This window comes from Bibersteinia trehalosi USDA-ARS-USMARC-188 (assembly GCF_000521725.1).
Lineage (GTDB): Bacteria > Pseudomonadota > Gammaproteobacteria > Enterobacterales > Pasteurellaceae > Bibersteinia > Bibersteinia trehalosi.
The window spans coordinates 402,677-423,117 of the sequence record NZ_CP006954.1 but is presented as its reverse complement, the minus strand read 5'-3'; the positions used below and the strand labels follow the sequence as shown (position 1 = coordinate 423,117).

Annotated in this window: 22 protein-coding genes and 1 riboswitch; of the genes, 15 read left to right on the top strand and 7 right to left on the bottom strand. The window is 40.9% G+C overall.

The window, feature by feature from the left end; genetic code table 11:
* Positions 1 to 4: 4 nt before the first annotated feature.
* From F542_RS02050 to ung, 4 genes are all read right to left on the bottom strand, one after another.
* Entirely contained in the window at positions 5 to 577 is a 573-nt protein-coding gene (locus F542_RS02050; RefSeq protein WP_025266791.1) for a tetratricopeptide repeat protein, read from the bottom strand.
* Between the two features lie 98 nt (positions 578 to 675).
* Positions 676 to 1,239: an anthranilate synthase component II gene (locus F542_RS02045; RefSeq protein ID WP_025266790.1), complete on the bottom strand. Its 564-nt coding sequence runs from the start codon at positions 1,237 to 1,239 to the stop codon at positions 676 to 678.
* A 4-nt stretch (positions 1,240 to 1,243) separates the two neighbouring features.
* Positions 1,244 to 2,872, bottom strand: coding sequence for a DNA recombination protein RmuC (gene rmuC, locus F542_RS02040; RefSeq protein ID WP_025266789.1), 1,629 nt, complete (start codon positions 2,870 to 2,872; stop codon positions 1,244 to 1,246).
* A 68-nt stretch (positions 2,873 to 2,940) separates the two neighbouring features.
* Complete coding sequence (ung, locus tag F542_RS02035; RefSeq protein ID WP_015433247.1) at positions 2,941 to 3,603, bottom strand: uracil-DNA glycosylase; 663 nt, start codon at positions 3,601 to 3,603, stop codon at positions 2,941 to 2,943.
* Between the two features lie 116 nt (positions 3,604 to 3,719).
* Here ung and grcA point away from each other — a divergent pair, with 116 nt between their 5' ends.
* A complete protein-coding gene (grcA, locus tag F542_RS02030; RefSeq protein WP_015433248.1) occupies positions 3,720 to 4,103 on the top strand; it encodes an autonomous glycyl radical cofactor GrcA in 384 nt (127 codons plus the stop codon).
* A gap of 127 nt (positions 4,104 to 4,230) precedes the next feature.
* On the opposite strand, the gene rpsO is transcribed toward grcA, so the two are convergent.
* Together rpsO and F542_RS02020 are read right to left on the bottom strand one after the other, a co-directional pair.
* On the bottom strand, positions 4,231 to 4,500 hold the full coding sequence (gene rpsO, locus F542_RS02025) for a 30S ribosomal protein S15 (RefSeq protein WP_015433249.1): 270 nt from the start codon (positions 4,498 to 4,500) through the stop codon (positions 4,231 to 4,233).
* A 98-nt stretch (positions 4,501 to 4,598) separates the two neighbouring features.
* Entirely contained in the window at positions 4,599 to 5,909 is a 1,311-nt protein-coding gene (locus F542_RS02020) for a cation:proton antiporter (protein ID WP_025266788.1), read from the bottom strand.
* Between the two features lie 192 nt (positions 5,910 to 6,101).
* Here F542_RS02020 and F542_RS02015 point away from each other — a divergent pair, with 192 nt between their 5' ends.
* The 5 genes from F542_RS02015 (at position 6,102) to ribH (ending at position 12,540) form a co-directional block, all read left to right on the top strand.
* Positions 6,102 to 7,979, top strand: coding sequence for a SurA N-terminal domain-containing protein (locus F542_RS02015; RefSeq protein WP_025266787.1), 1,878 nt, complete (start codon positions 6,102 to 6,104; stop codon positions 7,977 to 7,979).
* Positions 7,980 to 8,065: 86 nt separating this feature from the next.
* Positions 8,066 to 8,187, top strand: a riboswitch (FMN riboswitch).
* Positions 8,188 to 8,400: 213 nt separating this feature from the next.
* Positions 8,401 to 9,489, top strand: coding sequence for a bifunctional diaminohydroxyphosphoribosylaminopyrimidine deaminase/5-amino-6-(5-phosphoribosylamino)uracil reductase RibD (gene ribD, locus F542_RS02010; protein WP_025266786.1), 1,089 nt, complete (start codon positions 8,401 to 8,403; stop codon positions 9,487 to 9,489).
* Between the two features lie 40 nt (positions 9,490 to 9,529).
* Positions 9,530 to 10,174 carry a riboflavin synthase gene (locus F542_RS02005; RefSeq protein ID WP_025266785.1) on the top strand — a complete coding sequence of 215 codons (645 nt, stop codon included), beginning with the start codon at positions 9,530 to 9,532 and terminating at the stop codon, positions 10,172 to 10,174.
* 142 nt (positions 10,175 to 10,316) lie between these two features.
* Positions 10,317 to 11,516, top strand: coding sequence for a bifunctional 3,4-dihydroxy-2-butanone-4-phosphate synthase/GTP cyclohydrolase II (locus F542_RS02000; RefSeq protein WP_025266784.1), 1,200 nt, complete (start codon positions 10,317 to 10,319; stop codon positions 11,514 to 11,516).
* Positions 11,517 to 12,078: 562 nt separating this feature from the next.
* Entirely contained in the window at positions 12,079 to 12,540 is a 462-nt protein-coding gene (ribH, locus tag F542_RS01995) for a 6,7-dimethyl-8-ribityllumazine synthase (RefSeq protein WP_025266783.1), read from the top strand.
* Positions 12,541 to 12,584: 44 nt separating this feature from the next.
* On the opposite strand, the gene F542_RS01990 is transcribed toward ribH, so the two are convergent.
* Entirely contained in the window at positions 12,585 to 13,421 is an 837-nt protein-coding gene (locus F542_RS01990) for a DUF72 domain-containing protein (protein WP_025266782.1), read from the bottom strand.
* 114 nt (positions 13,422 to 13,535) lie between these two features.
* On the opposite strand from F542_RS01990, the gene F542_RS01985 reads away from it, so the two are divergent.
* The 9 genes from F542_RS01985 (at position 13,536) to rluB (ending at position 20,408) form a co-directional block, all read left to right on the top strand.
* Positions 13,536 to 14,411 (top strand): DMT family transporter, encoded by an 876-nt coding sequence (locus tag F542_RS01985; RefSeq protein ID WP_025266781.1) that lies wholly within the window; start codon positions 13,536 to 13,538, stop codon positions 14,409 to 14,411.
* Positions 14,412 to 14,647: 236 nt separating this feature from the next.
* Positions 14,648 to 14,842 (top strand): YgaP family membrane protein, encoded by a 195-nt coding sequence (locus F542_RS01980; RefSeq protein ID WP_038442986.1) that lies wholly within the window; start codon positions 14,648 to 14,650, stop codon positions 14,840 to 14,842.
* 9 nt (positions 14,843 to 14,851) lie between these two features.
* Positions 14,852 to 16,216: an NAD(P)/FAD-dependent oxidoreductase gene (locus F542_RS01975; protein WP_025266779.1), complete on the top strand. Its 1,365-nt coding sequence runs from the start codon at positions 14,852 to 14,854 to the stop codon at positions 16,214 to 16,216.
* Between the two features lie 20 nt (positions 16,217 to 16,236).
* Positions 16,237 to 16,593 carry a DUF5368 domain-containing protein gene (locus tag F542_RS01970; protein ID WP_025266778.1) on the top strand — a complete coding sequence of 119 codons (357 nt, stop codon included), beginning with the start codon at positions 16,237 to 16,239 and terminating at the stop codon, positions 16,591 to 16,593.
* Positions 16,594 to 16,628: 35 nt separating this feature from the next.
* Positions 16,629 to 17,147, top strand: coding sequence for a rhodanese family protein (locus F542_RS01965; RefSeq protein WP_015433263.1), 519 nt, complete (start codon positions 16,629 to 16,631; stop codon positions 17,145 to 17,147).
* 137 nt (positions 17,148 to 17,284) lie between these two features.
* Positions 17,285 to 18,232 (top strand): SLAC1 family transporter, encoded by a 948-nt coding sequence (locus tag F542_RS01960; RefSeq protein ID WP_025266777.1) that lies wholly within the window; start codon positions 17,285 to 17,287, stop codon positions 18,230 to 18,232.
* Positions 18,233 to 18,265: 33 nt separating this feature from the next.
* Positions 18,266 to 18,553, top strand: a complete 288-nt coding sequence (locus F542_RS01955; RefSeq protein ID WP_015433265.1) for an ArsR/SmtB family transcription factor — start codon at positions 18,266 to 18,268, stop codon at positions 18,551 to 18,553.
* Positions 18,554 to 18,677: 124 nt separating this feature from the next.
* The gene (locus F542_RS01950; RefSeq protein WP_025266776.1) at positions 18,678 to 19,304 is read left to right on the top strand and encodes an L-threonylcarbamoyladenylate synthase; all 627 of its coding nucleotides are present in this window, start codon (positions 18,678 to 18,680) and stop codon (positions 19,302 to 19,304) included.
* Positions 19,305 to 19,412: 108 nt separating this feature from the next.
* On the top strand, positions 19,413 to 20,408 hold the full coding sequence (gene rluB / locus F542_RS01945) for a 23S rRNA pseudouridine(2605) synthase RluB (protein WP_025266775.1): 996 nt from the start codon (positions 19,413 to 19,415) through the stop codon (positions 20,406 to 20,408).
* The last annotated feature ends 33 nt before the right edge of the window (positions 20,409 to 20,441 follow it).

Here is a 20,441-nt window from a genome sequence, read left to right as displayed (position 1 = left end):
CCCGCTATTTGACAATTTTTGCAAGTTTTGCTGCCCGTTCTGCATCTAATAGCGCTAAGCGCGCTAGTGCCTGAGCCATTTTCTCTAACTGGTTAGCCTGCTTGGCACACAATACCATATTTTCTAATGTATCGCCTTGGCGTAGATAAGCTTTTTCTCCTGTAAGTGCTTGCTCAAATTGCGTATAAGCTTGAACAAATTTACCTTGTTGGCATAAAAATGTCCCATAGTTATTGAGCACCTCAGGCAATGGTGAATTTTGCTTAATCTGATGACTTAAACGAATCGCTGCCTGATAACTTTGCTCTGCATGCTGAACATCGCTAATTTGCTGATAGTAATAAGCGGCGACAAGGTGCGCCAAATAATGTTGGCTATTGTGGCTCAAGGCTTTCTCTATATTCTCTTTCGCTTTTGAGAAATCCTGCTGTTCAAGATAAGCAAGAGCAAGGCTTGCTCGCGCTATTAGTGCTTCATCTCTATCAAAATCAGCTGACGTTTGTAGGTTTACGCAACCGCTGAATAAAAAAATCAGCAAGCAAGCGCTTAAATATTGAGGCAATTTTGCAAAAAACATAGGCTCTCCTTTTTATTGAGAGCCTAGCAGTTTGTGAAAAGAAAGGCAGAATTTACACCGAGTTTTGGGAGCAAGATCACAAAAATAGTTTGCTTTTCTTAGCTATTTAACCAATTTCTCAGCATTTGCTCACCATATTCGGTGATAAAAGATTCAGGATGAAATTGTACAGTATAGATAGGCAAACATTGGTGCTGGGTTGCCATCACCACATTTTGATCACATAAACTGGTAACCACAAGCGGTGTGTTTTCTAAAGAATTTTGCAAAATTCCCCAAGAATGGTACAGCCCAATCTTAAATTGCACAGGTAAATCGTTAAATAGTAAATTGGGGCGTAACTGAATCAGAGGGCGCTGCTGTCCATGGCGAACCATATTTAAATTATAGAGTTTGCCACCAAAAAATTCACATATGGTTTGATGCCCCAAGCATACCCCTAAAATAGATTTACATTGATAATAGCGTGACAACATCGCAAATAATTTCGGATAAGCACTTGGCACGTCTGGGCCGGGCGAGATCATAATATGGCTGAATTTCTCCACCCTATCAAGATCCAGTTCTTCTATATTAACGACTTCCATCTCTACACCTATTTTGCGAACCAGCTCAACTAAATTGAAGGTGAAGGAATCGTGATTATCGATAATGAGCAACATTGCTTTACTCCGCTAATTCCATGTTGGCTAAATGTTCTGGCGGTTTTTCTACAATCAGTTCTAAGCGACTTGTATCCCAATCATTTTCAAGTAGCTCGATCTGCGGCACACTTTGGCTCGCTTTTGCTGAAAGTTGCTGAAAACGTTCTACTTTTCCTAGTAACCCTTGCTTACCCACCAATGAAGTCACTGTCAGATTATATTGATTGCTTGCAGTATTCAGTGTATTCCCCAATTTGGCTAAACGCTCGGCAATGGTGCAAACTTGATTGTAAATTTCCCCTGCTTTTTCGCTAATTTCACGAGCCTCTGCATTACCTCGCTCAATCCGCCATAAATTCGCCACTGTACGTAAAATCGGCATTAGCGTTGTATGAGAAACTAAGATCACATTTTTCTCATAGCCATAGTTAAACAGCTGGCTATCGTGTTTCATCGCTTCAATATAGGCAGGCTCAATCGGCACAAATAATAAAACAAAATCAGGGCTTTTAATGCCGATCAGGTTGCTATAGTTTTTCTTTGATAAGCCATCAATATGAGCCCGTAATGAACGGCAATGCTCATCAAGTGCCTGAGAAATTGCAAAATTTTCTTCCGAACGCACCGCTTGATCATAAGCGACTAAAGAAACTTTACTATCAATGATCAAATGCTTATTATCTGGCAACTTCACCACAAAATCAGGCGCAAAACGGTTACCTTCGGCATCTCGATAACTTTCTTGTGCCAGATAATGTTCTCCAGCCAACAAGCCTGCAGATTGTAATGCACTTTCAAGCTGCACTTCCCCCCAATTCCCTGCCACCTTGTTATTACCTTTTAAAGCTGTCGTCAAATTCTGGGCTTCTGCCGACATTGACAAACCGATTTCAAGCACACGTTTAATCTCAGCTTCCAAATTCGCATTACCTTTTATTGCCTCAGAATGCACCTCATTTACCCGCTTCTGAAAACTGTCAATCTGTTCTTTAAATGGCTTCAATAAGAGATCTAAAGCAGTTTGATTACTTTGCGAAAAAGATTGGCTTTTCTCTTCCAAAATCTGCTGGGCAAGATGCTGAAATTCCACATTGAGCTGTTGACGCACCTCAAGAAAATGGCGTTGTTGGCTCTCAAAATTTGCCTGTTTTTCACTTAAAGAGGTGCGTAACTCAACAAGTTCTTGCTGAACATGACTAAGGCGATTGTATAACTCCGCATTCTCTCTATCTTTATGTTGTAAGCTCTGTGTTGCCGCCTGTAACTGCTCATCTAAGCTTTCCGATTTTGCAACGGCTGCACCCACTCGCTCTTTGAGTTCATTAATATAGCGTTCAAGCTGATTTTCTTGCTCTTGTGCCAATTCGATTTTCTGCTGTAATTTGGCGATACTCTGTTCTCGCTCACCTAAACGCTCAAGCTGAGTTTGAGCAAGGGTCTGTTGCTGTATGGCAAACTGCTCCAACTGATTTTTCTCAACACTAAGTTGTTCATGGCGTAGCGAAAGTTGCTCAAACTGTGTTTGAAGCTGTGTGAGATCTTGCTGAAGCTCAAAAGCATCACGTTGTGAACGAGAATGGAAGAAAAACAGAAAAAGGGCGATAAAAGCCAAAACAGCTATCGCCACATAAAGCCAAATGTCATCAATCATTACGAATTAAATACTGTAAAAAAACATAGTATATTCTAGCGGTTATTTGCTCGCCTTGAAAGGCATTTTTATAATGGAAGTTGCCAATTGATCTCGCGAATTCCCTGCGAGCTCAAATATGCGTTCGCTTTAGAAAAATGGCGACACCCCAAAAAACCACGGTGTGCAGAAAGCGGTGATGGATGTGGGGCTGTTAATACATGATGACGATGACGATCAATAAATTGCCCCTTTTTCTGAGCGTGGCTTCCCCAAAGTAGGAAGACTAACTTTTCCCGATGCGAATTAAGTTGCTCAATCACTTTATCAGTAAAACGCTCCCAACCAATGTTTGCGTGAGAATGCGCTTTCCCCTGCTCTACGGTTAAAACAGTATTGAGCAGCAATACTCCTTGCTTTGCCCATTCGACTAAATAACCGTGAGACGGTATTTGAAAACCAACATCTTGTGCTAATTCTTTATAGATATTCACTAATGACGGGGGGGGCGCTATGCTGGGCTTAACAGAAAATGCTAAACCATGTGCTTGATTCAATCCATGATAAGGATCTTGCCCTAAAATAACCACTTTGACATCTGAAAATTCAGTCAGCGCAAAGGCGCTAAAGACTTCACTCTGCGGCGGAAAAATCATTTTTCCCGAGAGTCGTTCATGATGTACAAATTGCAAGATCTGTTGAAAGTAGGGTTGCTGTTTTTCTTCACCAATGGCGTCTTTCCAAGTTTTCATCTTATTCCTCAACTTTTGTTGAAAAGTTCAAAAAATACTAGCGTTATTTTTTAAACAGTGTAAAATGCTCAACAATTTTTGAAACTTTCAACTTTTTTAAAATTAGGAGCTCTACTATGATTAAAGGTGTTCAAATTACTGCCTCTGATAACAAAAATCTGCTTAACTCTTTCTGGTTATTAGATGAAGAGAAAAACGAAGCACGCTGTCTAGCGGCTAAAGCTGATTACGCAGAAGATCAAGTTGTGGCAATCAGCGAATTAGGTCAAATTAGCTATCGTGAAGTCCCTGTTAATGTTGCCCCAACAATTAAAGTGGAAGGTGGTCAGCACTTAAACGTAAACGTTTTACGCCGTGAAACGTTAGAAGACGCAGTGAAAAATCCAGAAAAATATCCACAATTAACCATTCGTGTTTCTGGCTATGCCGTGCGTTTTAACTCGCTAACACCTGAGCAACAACGTGATGTCATTACACGTACTTTCACAGAAAGTCTGTAATTTAAACTTATTCTAATTAAGCCACCTTCGGGTGGCTTTGTTTTTGCAGCAATATCTCCTTCTTATTTGCAGGGAAAGACGGAGATATAAAAAAACCGAGCCAAAGCTCGGTTTTCAAAATCTGAAATTAGCGACGTAAACCTAAACGTGCGATAGTTTCTGAGTATTTAGCAAGATCAGTACGTTTTAAGTAGTCTAATAGTTTACGACGACGTGAAACCATTTTTAATAGACCACGACGACCATGGTGATCTTTTTTATGTACTGCAAAGTGTGCTTGTAAGTGGTTGATCTGTGCAGTTAAAAGTGCGATTTGCACTTCTGAAGAACCAGTATCTTTTGCATCACGACCAAATTCAGCAACGATTTTTGCTTTTGCTTCTACGCTTAGAGACATTTTTTACTCCTAAAAAGTATGTTTAAATTCATCAACAGCCGATCTCTAATTCAGCTGTGACACGGAAGCTGCGGATTATACGGCAAGCGGATAAAAAATCAATGATTTTTACTTTGCGGTGTTAAATACTCTTCTCGATTAGGATCTACGGCTTTAGCTTTTCGAATCATCGGCTCAACCGTTGAACCTTGCACTAAAATTGAGAACATGACGACTGAATACGTCATTACCAGCACTAACTCTTTCACGTCAATCCCATTCACAAAAGCGGTTTTTGATGGAATCGAAAGCGCCATCGCCAGTGCTAACCCTCCTCGTAGCCCGCCCCATGTCATAATTTTTAAAGTATAAGGATTATAGGTACGCACTCGTTTAAGTAATTGGAAAGGAATCCAAAGACTTGCATAACGCGCTGCCAAGCAAACAGGCACCGCAACAAGCATCAAAATAATACCGTAGATATTAAAATCAATCAGCAACAATGCAAAACCAATGAGAAAGAATAACAACGCATTTAAGAAGTGATCGATCATCTCCCAAAAGTGATCAAGGTAACGCTGGCTCTGTTCAGAAAAGCCTGAACGGCGTGTCCAGTTACCAATCATAATGCCAGAAACAACCATCGCGAGCGCACCAGAAACATGCAATACATTGGTTGCAAACATAAAACCTGCTGTAGGAATGGTTAAAGTCAATAAAATTTCTAAACTTCCATCATCGGTGTTAGCAATTAAAATATGTGCAATAAAACCGAGCACAAAACCAAACAGAATTCCACCAATCGCTTCATGTAAGAATAACCCCATAATGCCTGAGAAGCTGGCTTCTTGCCCCCCAAAAGCAACAGCTAACAGGGTAACAAAGACCACTAAACCTACCCCATCATTAAACAACGATTCCCCCTCTACCTGCATCGCAATTCGTTTTGGAGCGCGCAAATTTTTTATAATGGCAATCACGGCTATCGGGTCGTTTGGTGAAATCAGTGAACCGAATAAAACACAATAGATAAAATCAATCGGGAGCCCAATTAAATGGCAAAAACCATAAATCATTGAGCCAATAAAGAAAGTAGAAGCAATGGTAGAAAAGAGTGCAAAAGTAGCAATTTCCCATTTTTGGTCTTTCAGTAAAGGCAGTTTTATCCCGAGCGAACCAGCAAATAGTAAGAATCCTAAAATCCCGTTGAGTAAGAAACTTTTAAAATCGATCTGCTCCATCACTTCTTTCGCGACAGTATCAATATTAAACCAACCAAACGCACCAAATAGCAAAACAATCAAAGAACTCACCATCGCGGCGGCAGTAATTGCAATGGTCGATTGCACCTTATCACTGATTTTGCTGGTAACAAAACCGAGTAAAATTGAGAACGCCGATAAAAAACAGATATAGGCGTAAATTCCCATAAAAAATCCTTATAAATGAATAACCAAACGGTGAGAATTAAAACAAAAATCCCTTATAAAAGCAAAAATTTCCCACGACAAGCGCTCGTTTTTTCCAAAAATTTTGCAAATGTACTAATGAAAATTCGAATTTGAGAATTGGTTGCTTTAACGTATAATCTGCGAAATTTTTATTTTAATTAGGAAAGAATAATGATCGAGAAAATGCACGATAAGACGAACAGCCCTCTGTTCAAAATTATTTTTGCTTTGGTTTCGCTCTCTTTTGTACTGGGGGGAATTGGTGGGGGATTAATGCTCCAAGATCACTCTGCAGTCAAAGTTAATGGCGAAGAGATCTCTCAACAACAGTTTATCCAAGCGAAAAACCGTGAACAGAATTTACGCAATGCTCAAGAAGGTGAAAAATTCTGGGATAAATTAGACGATCCTGCATATGTGCAAGCATTTAATAATGATGTATTCAATCAATTAATTAATGATGAATTGTTACGTCAATATGCCAGCGATCTCAAGCTAAATATCAGCGCAGAACAAGTTAAATCGCAAATCGTCCACACACCAGCATTTCAGCAAAATGGTAAATTTGACAATGCGCTTTATCTACAAACCCTACGCAACAACGGCATCAGCGCTGAACATTATGCAGCCATTGTCGCACAAGGTATGTTAATGTCGCAGTTACAAGAAGGTATTATTACCAGTAATTTTAGTGTACCAGCCCAACAAGAATTGTTAGCCAAATTACTATTACAAAAACGCCACATTCGCATTGCAACTTACCCAATTGCAAATGAAATCGCCAAGCAAAGTGCGACGGATGAAGAAATTCAAGCATTCTATCAAAAGCATCAAAACAGCTTTAAAACGCCTGAAAAATTCACCGTGGAGTATATTGAATTCAGCCCGCAGGATGTTGCTTCAAAAGTAGAAGTTTCAGACACTCAAATTGAAACCTACTACCAAACCAACAAAGCCAACTATGTTTCTAGCGCAGAATCACAGCTCGCGCATATCCAAGTTGCCAATGAGCAAGATGCAAATGCCGTGTTACAAGCGCTCAAAAATGGTGAAGATTTTGCCAAATTAGCCCAAGAAAAATCGCTTGATAAAGGCTCAGCCGCTCAAGGTGGTGATTTAGGTTGGGCGAAGGCTGGCACCTACCCTGCGGCATTCGAAGCTGCCGCAAGCGGATTAAAAGTCGGAGAAACTAGCCAAGCAGTAAAAATTGATAACGCTTACCACATTATCAAATTACTCAATCACAAAGGCGAAAAAAATATCCCGCTTGAGCAAGTAAAACAACAAATTGCAGACACAATCCGCCAAGAACTGGTTCAAAGCGAATATGCCAATACGGCTCGTGAAATGGCAAAAACTGCCTATGACAACAGCGGCTCTTTAGCAGATATTGCAAAATTAGGCGGAGCTACAGTTCAAACCACTGAAGAATTCACTGCTGACAATGTACCAACAGCCTTAAACGATGAAAAAGTATTAAAAGTGCTATTTAATAGTGATTTACGTCGTAATGGGCAAGTTTCTGAAGGCATTGAATTAGGTAATGGTAGCGAAGCGAAAACCTTGTTTTTACGTGTTAGCCAATATCAAGCGGAAAGAACTCAAAGCTTAGACGAGGCAAAAACAGCCGTAAGCGAAGCTGTAAAACTGGAGAAAGCCAATATCGCGCTACAAACAAAAGTTGAAAACGAACTAAAAGCATTGCAAGCAGGCGAAAGCAATAGTGCTACTTTCGCCCCTTCATTGGAAATCATCTTTGCACAGGCACAAATTCAACAACCAGAAATTGCTGATACTGTGTTTTCAATGCCAAAACCTACAGATAAGCCAAGCTACCGTATAGCACGTGACAGCCATGGTGATATGCTTATTATTGCATTAGATAAAATTGAAGATGGGGATAAAGCGCAATTTGATACGGTTGCCAGCCAATTTGCTGCAGCAGAACAAGTATTATTATTTAATAATGTAGTACAAGATCTGCGTGATCGTGCCAAAATTGAAATTAACCAAGAATTTATTGAGCAACAACAAAATAGCTCACATTAATAAAATTAAAGGCTCTAGCATCGTTGGAGCCTTTTAATTCGATAGCTTGACACTTTACAAATTCGGGGTAGAATTTGTAACAATTTTTTAATCTTCGGGGCAGGGTGAAATTCCCGATCGGCGGTAAAGTCCGCGAGCAACGAAAAAGGTTGCAGGATTTGGTGAAATTCCAAAACCGACAGTATAGTCTGGATAGGAGAAGAGTAAGAATGTGTGCAATGTTGCGCGCATTTTCTATGCTTTCGCACGCCTTGAGATCACTGATTTCAAGGCGTTTTTTATATTTCCCTCTCCCTGTTTTGCTTTTGAGTAAAGCAAAAAGTCCCTCTCCCCACGGGGTGAAGGTGGAGAAAATCCGTTAAGATTTTCGGAGGAAGCGGGGAGAAACCTCCATTCTGCCCCACCCATTTAAAAATTTCCAATGAACGATTTTGATTATATGCGTCGTGCGATCACGCTTGCAGAAAAAGCACGTGGTTGGACAAATCCGAATCCGCTTGTCGGCTGTGTGATTGTCAAAAATGGCGAAATTATTGCCGAAGGTTATCACGAACGCTGTGGCGGTTGGCACGCTGAACGCAATGCGATTTTAAAAGCCCAAGCAGATCTGAGCGGTGCGACGGCCTACGTTACCCTTGAACCTTGTTGTCATCACGGTAAAACGCCACCTTGCTCCGATTTGTTGATTGAGCGTGGTATCAAAAAAGTGGTGATTGGCTCACGAGATCCCAATCCGCTGGTCTCTGGCAAAGGTGCTAAACAACTTCGCCAAGCAGGGATTGAAGTCGTGGAAGATTTTTTGAAAGAAGAATGCGATGCGTTAAACCCGATTTTTTTCCACTATATTCAAACCAAACGCCCTTATGTCTTGCTCAAATATGCAATGACCGCAGACGGTAAAATCGCTACCAGCGGTGGACAATCCAAATGGATTACTGGCGAACAAGCAAGAAAAAATGTGCAACGCACTCGCCACGAATACAGTGCGATTATGGTTGGGGTGGAAACCGTATTGGCAGACGATCCTATGCTCAATAGCCGAATGGAAAACGCCAAACAACCTGTGCGGATTGTGTGCGATAGTCAACTACGCACGCCATTGGAAAGCCAGTTAGTCCAAACCGCTAAACAGTATCGTACCATTATCGCCACCCTTTGCGATGATGCAAAAAAATGCGAAAAATATACCGCTTGTGGCGTGGAAATTTTACGCACAAAAGCAAAAGACAAGCGGATAGATTTGAGCGATCTTTTGCAAAAATTAGGCGAAATGGGCATAGATAGCCTCTTGATTGAAGGCGGTTCACAACTGAATTTCAGCGTGTTGGAACAAGGCTTAGTAAACCGAGTGCATTGCTACATCGCACCTAAATTAGTGGGCGGTATGAATGCTAAAACGCCAATTGGTGGGGCGGGTATTGCAGAAATTGCCCATGCAGTGAAATTAACAAATCCGAAAATTTCACAAATTGGCGAAGATATTTTAATCGATTACGAAGTAGAACAGTAGGGACGCCACGCTGGCGTCCGCATAAATAGCGGAGAATAAAATGTTCACAGGCATTATTGAAGAAGTTGGCAAAATCGCCAAAATCCAAAAGCAAGGCGAATTTGCGGTACTAACCATTAACGGTTCAAAAGTATTAGAAGATGTTCAACTGGGCGATAGCATTGCGGTGAATGGTGTGTGTTTAACCGTTACCACCTTTGGCAACGACTTTTTCACCGCTGACGTAATGTCGGAAACTTTAAACCGCACCTCACTGAGCGAAGTACAAGTAGGTAGCCCAGTCAATTTAGAGCGTGCAATGGCGGCAAATGGGCGTTTCGGCGGACATATCGTTTCTGGGCATATTGACGGCACAGGCACAGTGGCAAGTATTACCCCTGAGGATAATGCTGTGTGGTATCGCATCAACACTAATCCAAAAATTATGCGTTACATTATTGAAAAAGGCTCTATCACGATTGATGGTATTAGCCTAACGGTAGTGGACTGTGATGAACAAGGATTCCGTGTTTCTATCATTCCACATACGATTGCTCACACAAATTTAGGCAGTAAAAAAGTCGGCTCAATCGTCAATTTAGAGAATGACGTGATCGGCAAATATGTGGAAAAATTGCTTACACCAACAAGCGATAGTCCAAAAAGCAATATCAGCGAAGAATTTTTAAGAAAAGCAGGATTTTAATTTCTAAATATTATCTCCCCTCTCCCTCCGAAAATCCTACGGATTTTCTCCACCCTCCCCCCAGTGGGGGGAGGGACAGATTTTCGCTTCGTTTAGAAGTGAAAATCAGGGAGAGGGGGAAAACAACAAAGAGAAACAACTTATGTTCCAATTTTCAACCGTAGAACAAGCCATTGAAGCAATCCGTCAAGGCAAAATTATTTTAGTAACCGATGATGAAGATCGTGAAAACGAAGGCGATTTTATCTGTGCTGGCGAATTTGCAACCCCAGAAAATATCAATTTTATGGCAACACATGGTAAAGGCTTAATCTGTATGCCGATTGCCCAAAGCATTGCCGATAAACTCCATCTACACCCAATGGTGCCCAAAAACACCGACAATCACGAAACCGCTTTTACTGTGGCAATTGACCATATTGAAACAGGCACAGGCATTTCAGCCTTTGAACGTTCACTCACCGCGTTAAAACTGTTAGATGAGAATGCCAAAGCCGATGACTTCCGCCGTCCGGGACATATGTTCCCATTGGTGGCAAAAGAAGGCGGTGTATTAGTGCGTAATGGTCATACAGAAGCCACCGTCGATTTAGCTCGTCTTGCAGGCTTAAAACCTGCTGGGCTTTGTTGCGAAATTATGGCAGAAGACGGCACAATGATGACGATGCCTGATCTGCAAAAATTTGCCACCAAACATGATATACCGTTTATCACCATTGCCCAATTACAAGAATATCGCCGTAAACACGATAATCTGGTTAAACAAGTTTCTGTGGTGAAAATGCCAACTAAATATGGTGAATTTGTTGCGCATAGCTTTGTGGAAGTGATTTCAGGCAAAGAACACGTTGCACTAGTAAAAGGCGATATTGGCGATGGCGAAAATGTGTTATGCCGTATCCATTCTGAATGCTTAACTGGCGATGCTTTTGGTTCACAACGTTGCGATTGTGGACAACAATTTGCCGCAGCAATGAGCCAAATTGAACAAGAAGGACGAGGTGTACTCCTCTATCTTCGTCAAGAAGGACGTGGGATTGGCTTACTCAACAAATTACGTGCCTACGAACTACAAGATCAGGGAATGGACACGGTGGAAGCCAACCGCGCACTAGGCTTTAAAGATGACGAACGTGAATACCACATCGGTGCACAAATGTTTCGCAAATTAGGCGTAAAAAGTATCCGCTTGCTCACCAACAATCCTGCGAAAATTGAAGGATTACAAGAGGTGGGTTTAAATATCGTGGCAAGAGAACCGATTATGGTTGAGCCAAATAAACACGATTTGGAATACCTAAAAGTCAAGCAAATCAAAATGAGACATATGTTTAACTTCTAGTGTTACTTTTCTTTGCTTCGCCAAAGACAAACGCTTGCGTTTGAATGTTGCCAAAGGCAACAGCCCAAAGGGCGAGCAAAGCGAGTAAAAGTAACCAAAAGAAAGGCGACCCTACTTCACCGCTTATCCGAGCTTAGTTTTAATTTGCTTAACGGAAAATTTCTATTCACTTCGTTCAAGAGACATTTTCCTACAAATTAAAACACGCTCGGGCGGTTCAGAAGGGAATCTCTAACGGTCGCAAACAAGCAGTAGTTTTTAGCAATTTTTTTACAAAATAGATTTTCATACTGAATGGTGAATAACGCACCGTTTCCCCCTAAAAATTGCCTGAACGACGTTGAATTTGTAGGAAAAAATCCTTGTTTGAGCTTGCGAAGCAAGCGAGTTTGGATTTTTTCCGTTAAGCAAATTCAAACAAAGTTCAGATAAGCAATTTTTCTGGGGTGTGCTTTCTTTTGCTACTTTTCTTTGCACAAGCAAAGAAAAGTAGGGAAGATAATTAAGAAAGCGATGAATAGGTTCAGAATTCAATTTTTACATTTAAAAAAAGGAAAAACAAATGGCAACAATTCAAGGCAACTACGTTGCAACAGGCTTAAAATTCGGTATCGTGGCAACTAACTGGCACAAAATCTTCATTGACCAACTGTTACACGGTGCAAAAGACAAACTTATCCGTCATGGTGTGAACGAAAATGATATTGACACGGTATGGGTACCCGGTGCATTAGAAATTGCAATTGCAGCGAAAAAAATGGCGGAAAGCGGTAAATATGATGCCATTATCTGCTTAGGGGCAGTGGTGCGTGGCGCAACGTCTCACTACGACGTGGTGGTAAACGAATCGGCAAAAGGCATTGCGATGACCAGTCTTCAAGCAGGTGTGCCAATTGCAAATGGCGTTTTAACCGTTGAAAACCTAGAACAAGCGATTGAACGCTCAGGCACCAAAGCAGGCAATAAAGGCGAAGAGTGTGCAATGGTTGCCATTGAGATGGTGAATTTGCTTAAACAGCTTTAATCTCACAAACCGAATTTGGTGCTCAAATTCGGTTTTTTTCTTGGCTAAAATAACGACTGCTGCCCTGATAATGTTTCAGGCTCTGGCTTAATTTGAAAACCTAACTCAGTAAGAAACGCTTTCAACATGGCAATATTGTAAAACGAATGGCTTTTCGTGGTATTTTCAAAATAGAGATAGAGCACATCAAATTCATTTCTGTGTGCGGCTAATAATTTCGCTAGCTCCTGTAATTCTTTATCTGAATAACGATAATCGTGTCGCTCGGCTGCACTCTGTCCTTTCCACCAATTAGGATTACGTCCATGCAATCTTAAATAGACACGACGTTGATTGGCGTAAAAATGAAAAGCAGGTAAGCCAATATGTTGGGGGTAATCCACATTGCACCAAATCAAGTTTTCACTTTTCGCAAAGGTGTCAAACACAGGGGGAATATGCCAACTTGAATGACGAAACTCAATCGCAAGCGGTTGATTTTCAAACCAATTTTGCAAATCGGCAAGATAACGGCGGTTAGCAAGTGTGCGTTCAAATTGACTCGGAAATTGCAAAAACAGATTAGCAAGGCAATTTGCTTCAATTAAAGGCTGTAACGCAGTTAAAAACGCTTTCGCATTTTCACGGGTAGCAACCCGATTATGGCTAAAATCTTGATGTAATTTCACTGAGAATTGTAGTGGCTCGGCAAGTTTTGCCAACATACCTGCAAAAGCCTTTGCGCCAAGTGGCGCGTAGAAAGTACTATTGATTTCTAACGTGTCGTAATGCTGGCTATAAACGGTCAGAAAATCCTCTTTTTTCGTCCCAAACGGGTAAAGTGTCCCCATTAGATCACTGTCTGCATATCCCCCTGTACCAATATAAATTTTAGGCCACATCAATACACCCTATTCTTTAACATACCTACTTGCAAATTTTAGTCATTTTTAGACCGCTTGCAAACTCGGCTAAAAAGCGTACTATTTATATAAATTAATATTCGGAAAGTTTTTATGTGGATTTGGTTTACTCTGCTTGCTGCAACCGCCCAAGCTGGCAGAAATGCGTTTCAGAAACAATTAAGTGTAAATGTCCCCGTTTTAGGCGTGACACTTGCGCGCTTTTTTTATGCCGTTCCCCTCGCTACCGGTTATCTGCTCTTTCTCTATATTCAAACCCCATCTCAGCCCTTGCCTTATTTCTCACTGTACTTTTTCATTTATGTATTTGGAGCCAGTTTTGCTCAAATTCTTGCCACAGCTTTAATGGTACAGTTATTCCAACTCAAAAATTATGCCATAGGTGTTGGACTTGCTAAAAGTGAAGCAGTAATTGCAGCTATTCTTGGTGTATTATTCTTTGGGGTGAAAATCTCTATACTCGGTTGGCTTGGTGTGGTCATTGGTGGTATTGCAATTTTCTTAATGACAGGCAGTGGTAATCTCCGCCAATTGTCTTGGAAAACGCTCTATTTAGGCGTGGCAAGCGGTTTATGTTTTGCACTGACGTCTTTGTGGGTGCGAGAAGCGAGCCTTCAACTACAAAGCCATTATCTCATTTCAGCCGCTTGGGTACTCTTTGCGGTGATTACATTAGAAGCTGTCGGCTTAACCTTGTATTTAGCAATTCGTCAGCCACAAACCTTGCGCCAATTTTTCCGCTATCCTAAACTTGGCATGCTCACAAGCCTATTCTCTTTCCTTGGCTCATTCGGCTGGTTTAATGCCATGAGTTTAAACCACGTTGCTTTTGTAAAAACGCTCGGGCAAGTTGAAATATTTTTCATTCTTGCTATCTCGTATTTTATCTTTAAAGAGCGATTAAAAATTCAAGATTTTGCTGGGCTGATTTTGGTGGTTCTTGCCGCGATTCTCGTGGTACTACACTAGCTCATTATCAATTAAATCACATAGCACTAGCTAAAATACCTGCTTGTTTTTTCAACAAATCTTAGCACTTAAATCATCATCTCAATTCATCAAGAGGGCTGATTATTTTCAGCTCTTTATTTTTTTACACTAATGAAACATTTTTCACAAAATCATAAAAATTTATATTGACATTATCACTTCATAATATCAAAATAATTAAACATTAATATTTTAAAATATAAAAGGAGACAACTATGATAAACAAAAATGTAGGTAGCGTAGATAGCGCTGTCCGAATCACACTCGGAGCAATATTAATTTTACTAAGCTTTACAGACACGGTTGGCTGGTGGGGTTGGCTGGGCGTTATTCCACTCGCAACAGGCATTTTTTCTCGTTGTGCCTTATACAGCCTGCTTGGAATTAATACCTGTTCAACCAAAAAATAAGGATGCACCATGAATAGCTATGTTGCCCACCGCTCTGTTAATAAAAATCGTCGGTTATTGCTACAAAGCGGTTTATGTACCATCAGCGCAGGTGGCTTAACTTCTGTCAGTAGTTTATTGCTGCCCCCTAATGCCTTAGCAGCATTGCCCAAGATCTCGATTCCCGCCAAAATTGTGATTGCGGGTGCAGGGGCAGCAGGTTTAAGCATCGCTTCCCACCTTGCCGCTCGGCTAGATGAAAAAGCAGAAATTATCATTATTGACTCTCGCATTCAGCATTATTATCAACCAGGTTTCACTTTAGTTGCAGCTGGGTTAAAGCCTGCAGAATACACTATCAGCCAAACAGCTAATTATCTGCCTCCAAATGTGAAATGGGTTCAAGCGCATGTCGCCGAATTTGATCCAGATAGCAATACTGTTACCACCAATAAAGGCGAAAAAATATCGTATGACTACCTGTTTGTAGCTACGGGCTTAAAACTCGATTATGCCGCAATTGCTGGTATGGATGAGAACCTTATTGGGAAAAATGGCTTGGGTAGTATTTACCATAGCCCAGAAGGTGCATTTAAAACCTGGCAAATGCTTGATCAATTTGCTCAGACTGGTGGGATTGCTATATTTCAGCGCCCCAATACAGAAATGAAGTGTGCAGGAGCGCCCCTCAAATACACTCTTATCACACGCGATGTACTACGGCGCCGTGGCACACTCAATAAATCAAAAATAATTTACAACTCGAATAACAAAGCGTTGTTTAGTGTGCCAATCGTTTCAGAAAAAGTACGAATGCTCTTTAAACAGCGGGGAATAGACACCCACTATGATCGCCAATTAGTTGCCATTGATCCACATAACCGCGTAGCTACTTTTGCTGATAAAGCACAAGGCAGAGTGGATTATCATTATGACTTTATCAATGTTATTCCCCCAATGACCGCACCGGATGCAGTAAAAAATTCAGCACTTTCTTGGCGGCAAGGGATTTGGCAAGATGAAGGCTGGGTTGAAGTTGATAAATCAACGCTCAGACATGTTCGCTATCGCAATGTCTTTGCCATAGGTGATATTGCCGGCGTTCCAAAAGGGAAAACTGCCGCCAGCGTGAAATGGCAAGTGCCTGTTGCAGTGGAGCATTTGCTGGCAGATTTACAAGATAAGCAGAGTGATGCTCGCTATTGGGGCTATACTTCTTGCCCACTCATTACGCAAATTGGTAAAGCCATGTTAGTCGAGTTTGATTATGAAAATAACCTCTATCATTCTTTCCCTGGTGTTATCGCGCCATTGGAAGAGCAATGGGCAAGCTGGCTGATAGAAACTATCGGTTTAAAATCAACTTATTTAACGATGTTACGCGGGCTGGCTTAACTTAATTAAGAGGAAATTATATGAATCAATTAGAATTTTCAATGCTTTGGGCGATCATGCAAGAATTATTTGGTGCTTTTTTCTACCCTGTTTTGTTATTACTGGCTTTGCTAGCGGTCACGTTTAGTACATTAATTGCCAAAGAGCGCCAACTTATGACTAAACGTTATACGTGGGCAAAAAGAGCAGGTATTGTAGGCGGGATTCTCACCTTAATTATGCTCTTCCTAGGCTCACAATCCGATATAAATGATCTAAGTTCGCCAATTGATCTTTTTATTCTTATGTTCAGCTATTTTGCTGGTTTTATCGCAAGTACACTACTCGTTTATACATTATTAGGCTGGTCTTCTAGCTGTAAAAGTTGTCAAAAATAATAGCAGGTGGGCATTCGCCCACCTATGGAGATTAAATGTCGATTAACCTTATCCCACCAAATATTGCACAACAAAAGCTCGCCAGTGGGGCAATCTTGATTGATATTCGCGAGCATGCTGAATTTCAACGAGAGCATATTAATGGCGCAATTTGTCTGCCTTCTGATCAACTACAGCAAGATTTGCCAGAAAGAATATCAAATCACTGTCTGATTTTTTATTGCAAATCAGGCGGGCGTACTCAAAGCCTCTGCCATCAGTTAGCACGACTAAATGTAGATAACAAATGCAATATTTATATCTTAGAAGGAGGACTAATTGGCTGGAAAAGTGCGGGCTTGTCAGTTATTCGCAATCGCAACGTCTTACCAATAACACGGCAAGTACAAATTGCAGCAGGATCACTCATATTACTCAGTATGTTGTTAGGTGCTGCTATTAGCCCATTTTTTTATCTACTTGCCAGCTTTGTTGGCGCGGGATTGGTTTTTGCTGGGCTTTCAGGTTTTTGTGGAATGGCTATGCTGCTAGACAAAATGCCATGGAATCAATAAATTCGCCTGAATTTATGCTTGGGAACTGCTCTTGAAAGAAAATGCCCTCCCCACACAAACTCATATTTTCTTTCGCTTAGGGTAGTTCCCAAGCATAAATTTAGGCATTAGAAATGCTATAAATAAAGGGAAAAAATATGCGCACAGGAATAGAAAATATCCTAAAAAATACCCCTCTGCCCGTTGCTGGTCTTGCATTTGGTTTAACCGCTTTAGGCGGACTATTTGCTGAATTAGGTCAAGGCTTTTGGGCTATGCCATTATTTGGCATACTTGGCTTTGCGGTGTTGCTAATTGCTTTACTTAAAATTTACTATTTTCCACAAGTGGCGAAAGCAAATTTAAATCACCCAATTCAAGCAGCTGTTGTGCCAGTGATCCCTTTTACAATAATGCTTGATGCGAGTTATCTATCATCGTCTTATCCAACATTAGCGCTTGGTTTGTGGCTCATCTCCTGCGTTGCAACACTAGTTTATGTGAGTTGGTTTGTCTGGAGATATCTTTTACATTTTCAACTAAAAAATGTATTTGCCGCATTTTTTATTCCTTTTGTTGGTTTTTGTGTGCCAGTGATGACTTCACACCATCTTGCTGAACACTATCCGATGCTTGAAACTTGGCGCTATGCATTATTTAATTTTTCTGCCGCTGCATTTATCGTAATGTTTGGGCTTATATCGCTACGCTACTGGAAATTGCCTGTTGATGAACTTCCAGCCAAGCCGGTATTTGCTATCTACACCGCGCCATTGGCAATATTGATTGTGGGTTATATCCGCTTGCCATTAGCACACTCCACAATATATTTGAGCCTAGCCTTATTACTTTCTCAAGCACTCTTTTTCATCGTATTAAATCAAGTACCACACTTCTTAAAAAATGGCTTTTTTCCAAGTTATGCTGCATTAACGTTTCCATTCATTATTAGCGCCAATAGTCTTTGGGAAAGTTTGTCTCTCTTTGGCAATTCAGCCTTTTTAACCGCATTAGCTTGGCTAGAAAGTTTATTCGCGATCATAATGACGCTATTTGTTTTTTATAAATATCTTAAATTTTTACAAAAAACCGCCAAAGGAGTATGATAAAATAGCTCTTTATATGGTGGGAAACAAAAAATGGAAGATATGTTCTCAAAATGTGGTGAGGCCACCACATTCTTAAAATTATTAGCGAACCCAAATCGACTTATGGTGCTCTGCTCATTGCTAGAACGCCGTTATAACGTGACTGAGCTAAGCCAAAAACTTAATATTCCGCAAGCCGCTTTGTCGAATCAGCTGACAATTTTACGCGAAGCTGGGCTGGTAGATTGTGAAATTAAGCATCGAGAACGGCTCTATTTCATTACTGATCCTCGAGCTGAAAAAATGCTCCACGTACTTCATGAGTTTTTTTGCGAATAATCCATCACTCACCACAAGCGGTATGTTTTTGCAATTTTTCTGCAAAAATGCACCGCTTGTTGCCTTTTGCCCAAGCCTGTTTAAGCGTATAATTCCAAGCCAATTTTATTAAAGGGAAATTGCTATGAGCCGAGCCCAGCTGTTTTATATTCATCCAGAAAATCCACAACCTCGTTTGATTAATCAAACAGTGGAAATTATTAGAAAAGGTGGTGTAATTGTTTATCCGACAGATTCTGGCTATGCGTTAGGTTGTGGTATTGGTGATAAGCATGCAATGGATCGAATTGTAGCTATTCGTAAGTTGCCTGAGAATCATAATTTTACCTTGGTATGTAGCGATCTCTCTGAAATTGCTACCTACGCGATGGTAAATAACCAAGTCTATCGTTTGATTAAAAATAACGTACCAAATCCGTATACATTTATTCTTCCGGCGACTAAAGAGCTACCTCGTCGCCTCATGACGAAACGTAAAACTATCGGGTTACGCGTACCTGATAATGCGATTGCATTATCACTGCTCCAAACATTGGGTGAACCCATTCTATCTTGTTCATTAATGTTACCTAATGTAGAAGATCGTACGCTTTCTGATCCTGATGAAATCCACGATTTATTAGCTCATCAAGTAGAATTGGTTATTCATGGTGGTTATTTAGGGGAATCTCCTACAACTGTGATTGATTTAAGCGAAGACAATCCACGTCTTATTCGTCAAGGCTCAGGGGATCCTTCACCCTTTCAATAAATTTATAGGTCGTTGAGCTTGTCTAAACGCTCTTCTTTAACATTGATGGCTTCGACAAGCTCAGCCATCAGCTATTCGACGCTTGTGAAAGCGACAAAGGAACTTTAAATGACAACATTTCGTAAACCCAGCCAATCAGGCAGCAACAAGCGCTCTGATTCTGAGAAAAAAATGCAAAAACCTGTGCGTCCATTTGCTCCGAAAAAAACGGTAAAGCCAATAGAAAAATCACCTGTTGAACAAAACAAAAAGGTGAAAGTACTTGGTGAAAAACTGCAAAAAATTCTCGCCAATGCCGGCAAGGGTTCGCGCCGTGAATTAGAAGAAGTAATTGCCGCAGGACGCGTTAGTGTTGATGGTAAAATTGCCCAGCTTGGTGACCGTGTCCAAGTGAATGCCAATACCAAAATTCGGATTGATGGGCATCTAGTCAGCTTAACTCCTACACAAAAAGAGATCTGCCGAGTATTAATGTACTATAAGCCAGAAGGTGAACTTTGTACACGCTCAGACCCTGAAGGTCGCGCAACTGTTTTCGACCGCTTACCACGTTTAAACGGTGCAAGATGGATTGCAGTAGGGCGCTTAGATATCAATACTTCTGGCCTATTACTTTTTACCACTGATGGTGAACTTGCTAATCGTTTAATGCATCCAAGCCGCGAAGTAGAACGTGAATACTCTGTTCGAGTGTTTGGCGAAGTGGATGAAGCCATGTTACAGCGCTTACGCAAAGGCGTGCAATTGGAAGATGGACCAGCGAATTTCAAGCAAATTAAAGCTGTGGGAGGAACAGGTTTGAATCAATGGTTTGACGTCACGCTAACCGAAGGCCGCAACCGTGAAGTACGCCGCTTATGGGAAAGCCAAGGTATTCAAGTCAGTCGCTTAATTCGTATTCGCTATGGCAATATCAAATTAGAAAAAACGCTACCTCGAGGTGGTTGGGAAGAAATGCCATTAGAGCAAGTAAACTATCTGCGTGATTTAGTTGGTTTGAAACCCGAAACAGAAACGAAACTGGATGTGCGAAATCGACGCCGTACCAGTACTAGACAAATCCGCAAAGCAGTGAAACAACATTCAAAATATCGCAAAGCATAATAATAAAAAGCGTAAATTAATTTTAGCTGCCGC

What these genes read in the sequence shown, in the direction of transcription:
- F542_RS02050 (WP_025266791.1), bottom strand. Translation starts at nt 577, where the DNA reads ATGTTTTTTGCAAAATTGCCTCAATATTTAAGCGCTTGCTTGCTGATT.
- F542_RS02045 (WP_025266790.1), bottom strand. Translation starts at nt 1,239, where the DNA reads ATGTTGCTCATTATCGATAATCACGATTCCTTCACCTTCAATTTAGTT.
- rmuC (WP_025266789.1), bottom strand. Translation starts at nt 2,872, where the DNA reads ATGATTGATGACATTTGGCTTTATGTGGCGATAGCTGTTTTGGCTTTT.
- ung (WP_015433247.1), bottom strand. Translation starts at nt 3,603, where the DNA reads ATGAAAACTTGGAAAGACGCCATTGGTGAAGAAAAACAGCAACCCTAC.
- grcA (WP_015433248.1), top strand. Translation starts at nt 3,720, where the DNA reads ATGATTAAAGGTGTTCAAATTACTGCCTCTGATAACAAAAATCTGCTT.
- rpsO (WP_015433249.1), bottom strand. Translation starts at nt 4,500, where the DNA reads ATGTCTCTAAGCGTAGAAGCAAAAGCAAAAATCGTTGCTGAATTTGGT.
- F542_RS02020 (WP_025266788.1), bottom strand. Translation starts at nt 5,909, where the DNA reads ATGGGAATTTACGCCTATATCTGTTTTTTATCGGCGTTCTCAATTTTA.
- F542_RS02015 (WP_025266787.1), top strand. Translation starts at nt 6,102, where the DNA reads ATGATCGAGAAAATGCACGATAAGACGAACAGCCCTCTGTTCAAAATT.
- ribD (WP_025266786.1), top strand. Translation starts at nt 8,401, where the DNA reads ATGAACGATTTTGATTATATGCGTCGTGCGATCACGCTTGCAGAAAAA.
- F542_RS02005 (WP_025266785.1), top strand. Translation starts at nt 9,530, where the DNA reads ATGTTCACAGGCATTATTGAAGAAGTTGGCAAAATCGCCAAAATCCAA.
- F542_RS02000 (WP_025266784.1), top strand. Translation starts at nt 10,317, where the DNA reads ATGTTCCAATTTTCAACCGTAGAACAAGCCATTGAAGCAATCCGTCAA.
- ribH (WP_025266783.1), top strand. Translation starts at nt 12,079, where the DNA reads ATGGCAACAATTCAAGGCAACTACGTTGCAACAGGCTTAAAATTCGGT.
- F542_RS01990 (WP_025266782.1), bottom strand. Translation starts at nt 13,421, where the DNA reads ATGTGGCCTAAAATTTATATTGGTACAGGGGGATATGCAGACAGTGAT.
- F542_RS01985 (WP_025266781.1), top strand. Translation starts at nt 13,536, where the DNA reads ATGTGGATTTGGTTTACTCTGCTTGCTGCAACCGCCCAAGCTGGCAGA.
- F542_RS01980 (WP_038442986.1), top strand. Translation starts at nt 14,648, where the DNA reads ATGATAAACAAAAATGTAGGTAGCGTAGATAGCGCTGTCCGAATCACA.
- F542_RS01975 (WP_025266779.1), top strand. Translation starts at nt 14,852, where the DNA reads ATGAATAGCTATGTTGCCCACCGCTCTGTTAATAAAAATCGTCGGTTA.
- F542_RS01970 (WP_025266778.1), top strand. Translation starts at nt 16,237, where the DNA reads ATGAATCAATTAGAATTTTCAATGCTTTGGGCGATCATGCAAGAATTA.
- F542_RS01965 (WP_015433263.1), top strand. Translation starts at nt 16,629, where the DNA reads ATGTCGATTAACCTTATCCCACCAAATATTGCACAACAAAAGCTCGCC.
- F542_RS01960 (WP_025266777.1), top strand. Translation starts at nt 17,285, where the DNA reads ATGCGCACAGGAATAGAAAATATCCTAAAAAATACCCCTCTGCCCGTT.
- F542_RS01955 (WP_015433265.1), top strand. Translation starts at nt 18,266, where the DNA reads ATGGAAGATATGTTCTCAAAATGTGGTGAGGCCACCACATTCTTAAAA.
- F542_RS01950 (WP_025266776.1), top strand. Translation starts at nt 18,678, where the DNA reads ATGAGCCGAGCCCAGCTGTTTTATATTCATCCAGAAAATCCACAACCT.
- rluB (WP_025266775.1), top strand. Translation starts at nt 19,413, where the DNA reads ATGACAACATTTCGTAAACCCAGCCAATCAGGCAGCAACAAGCGCTCT.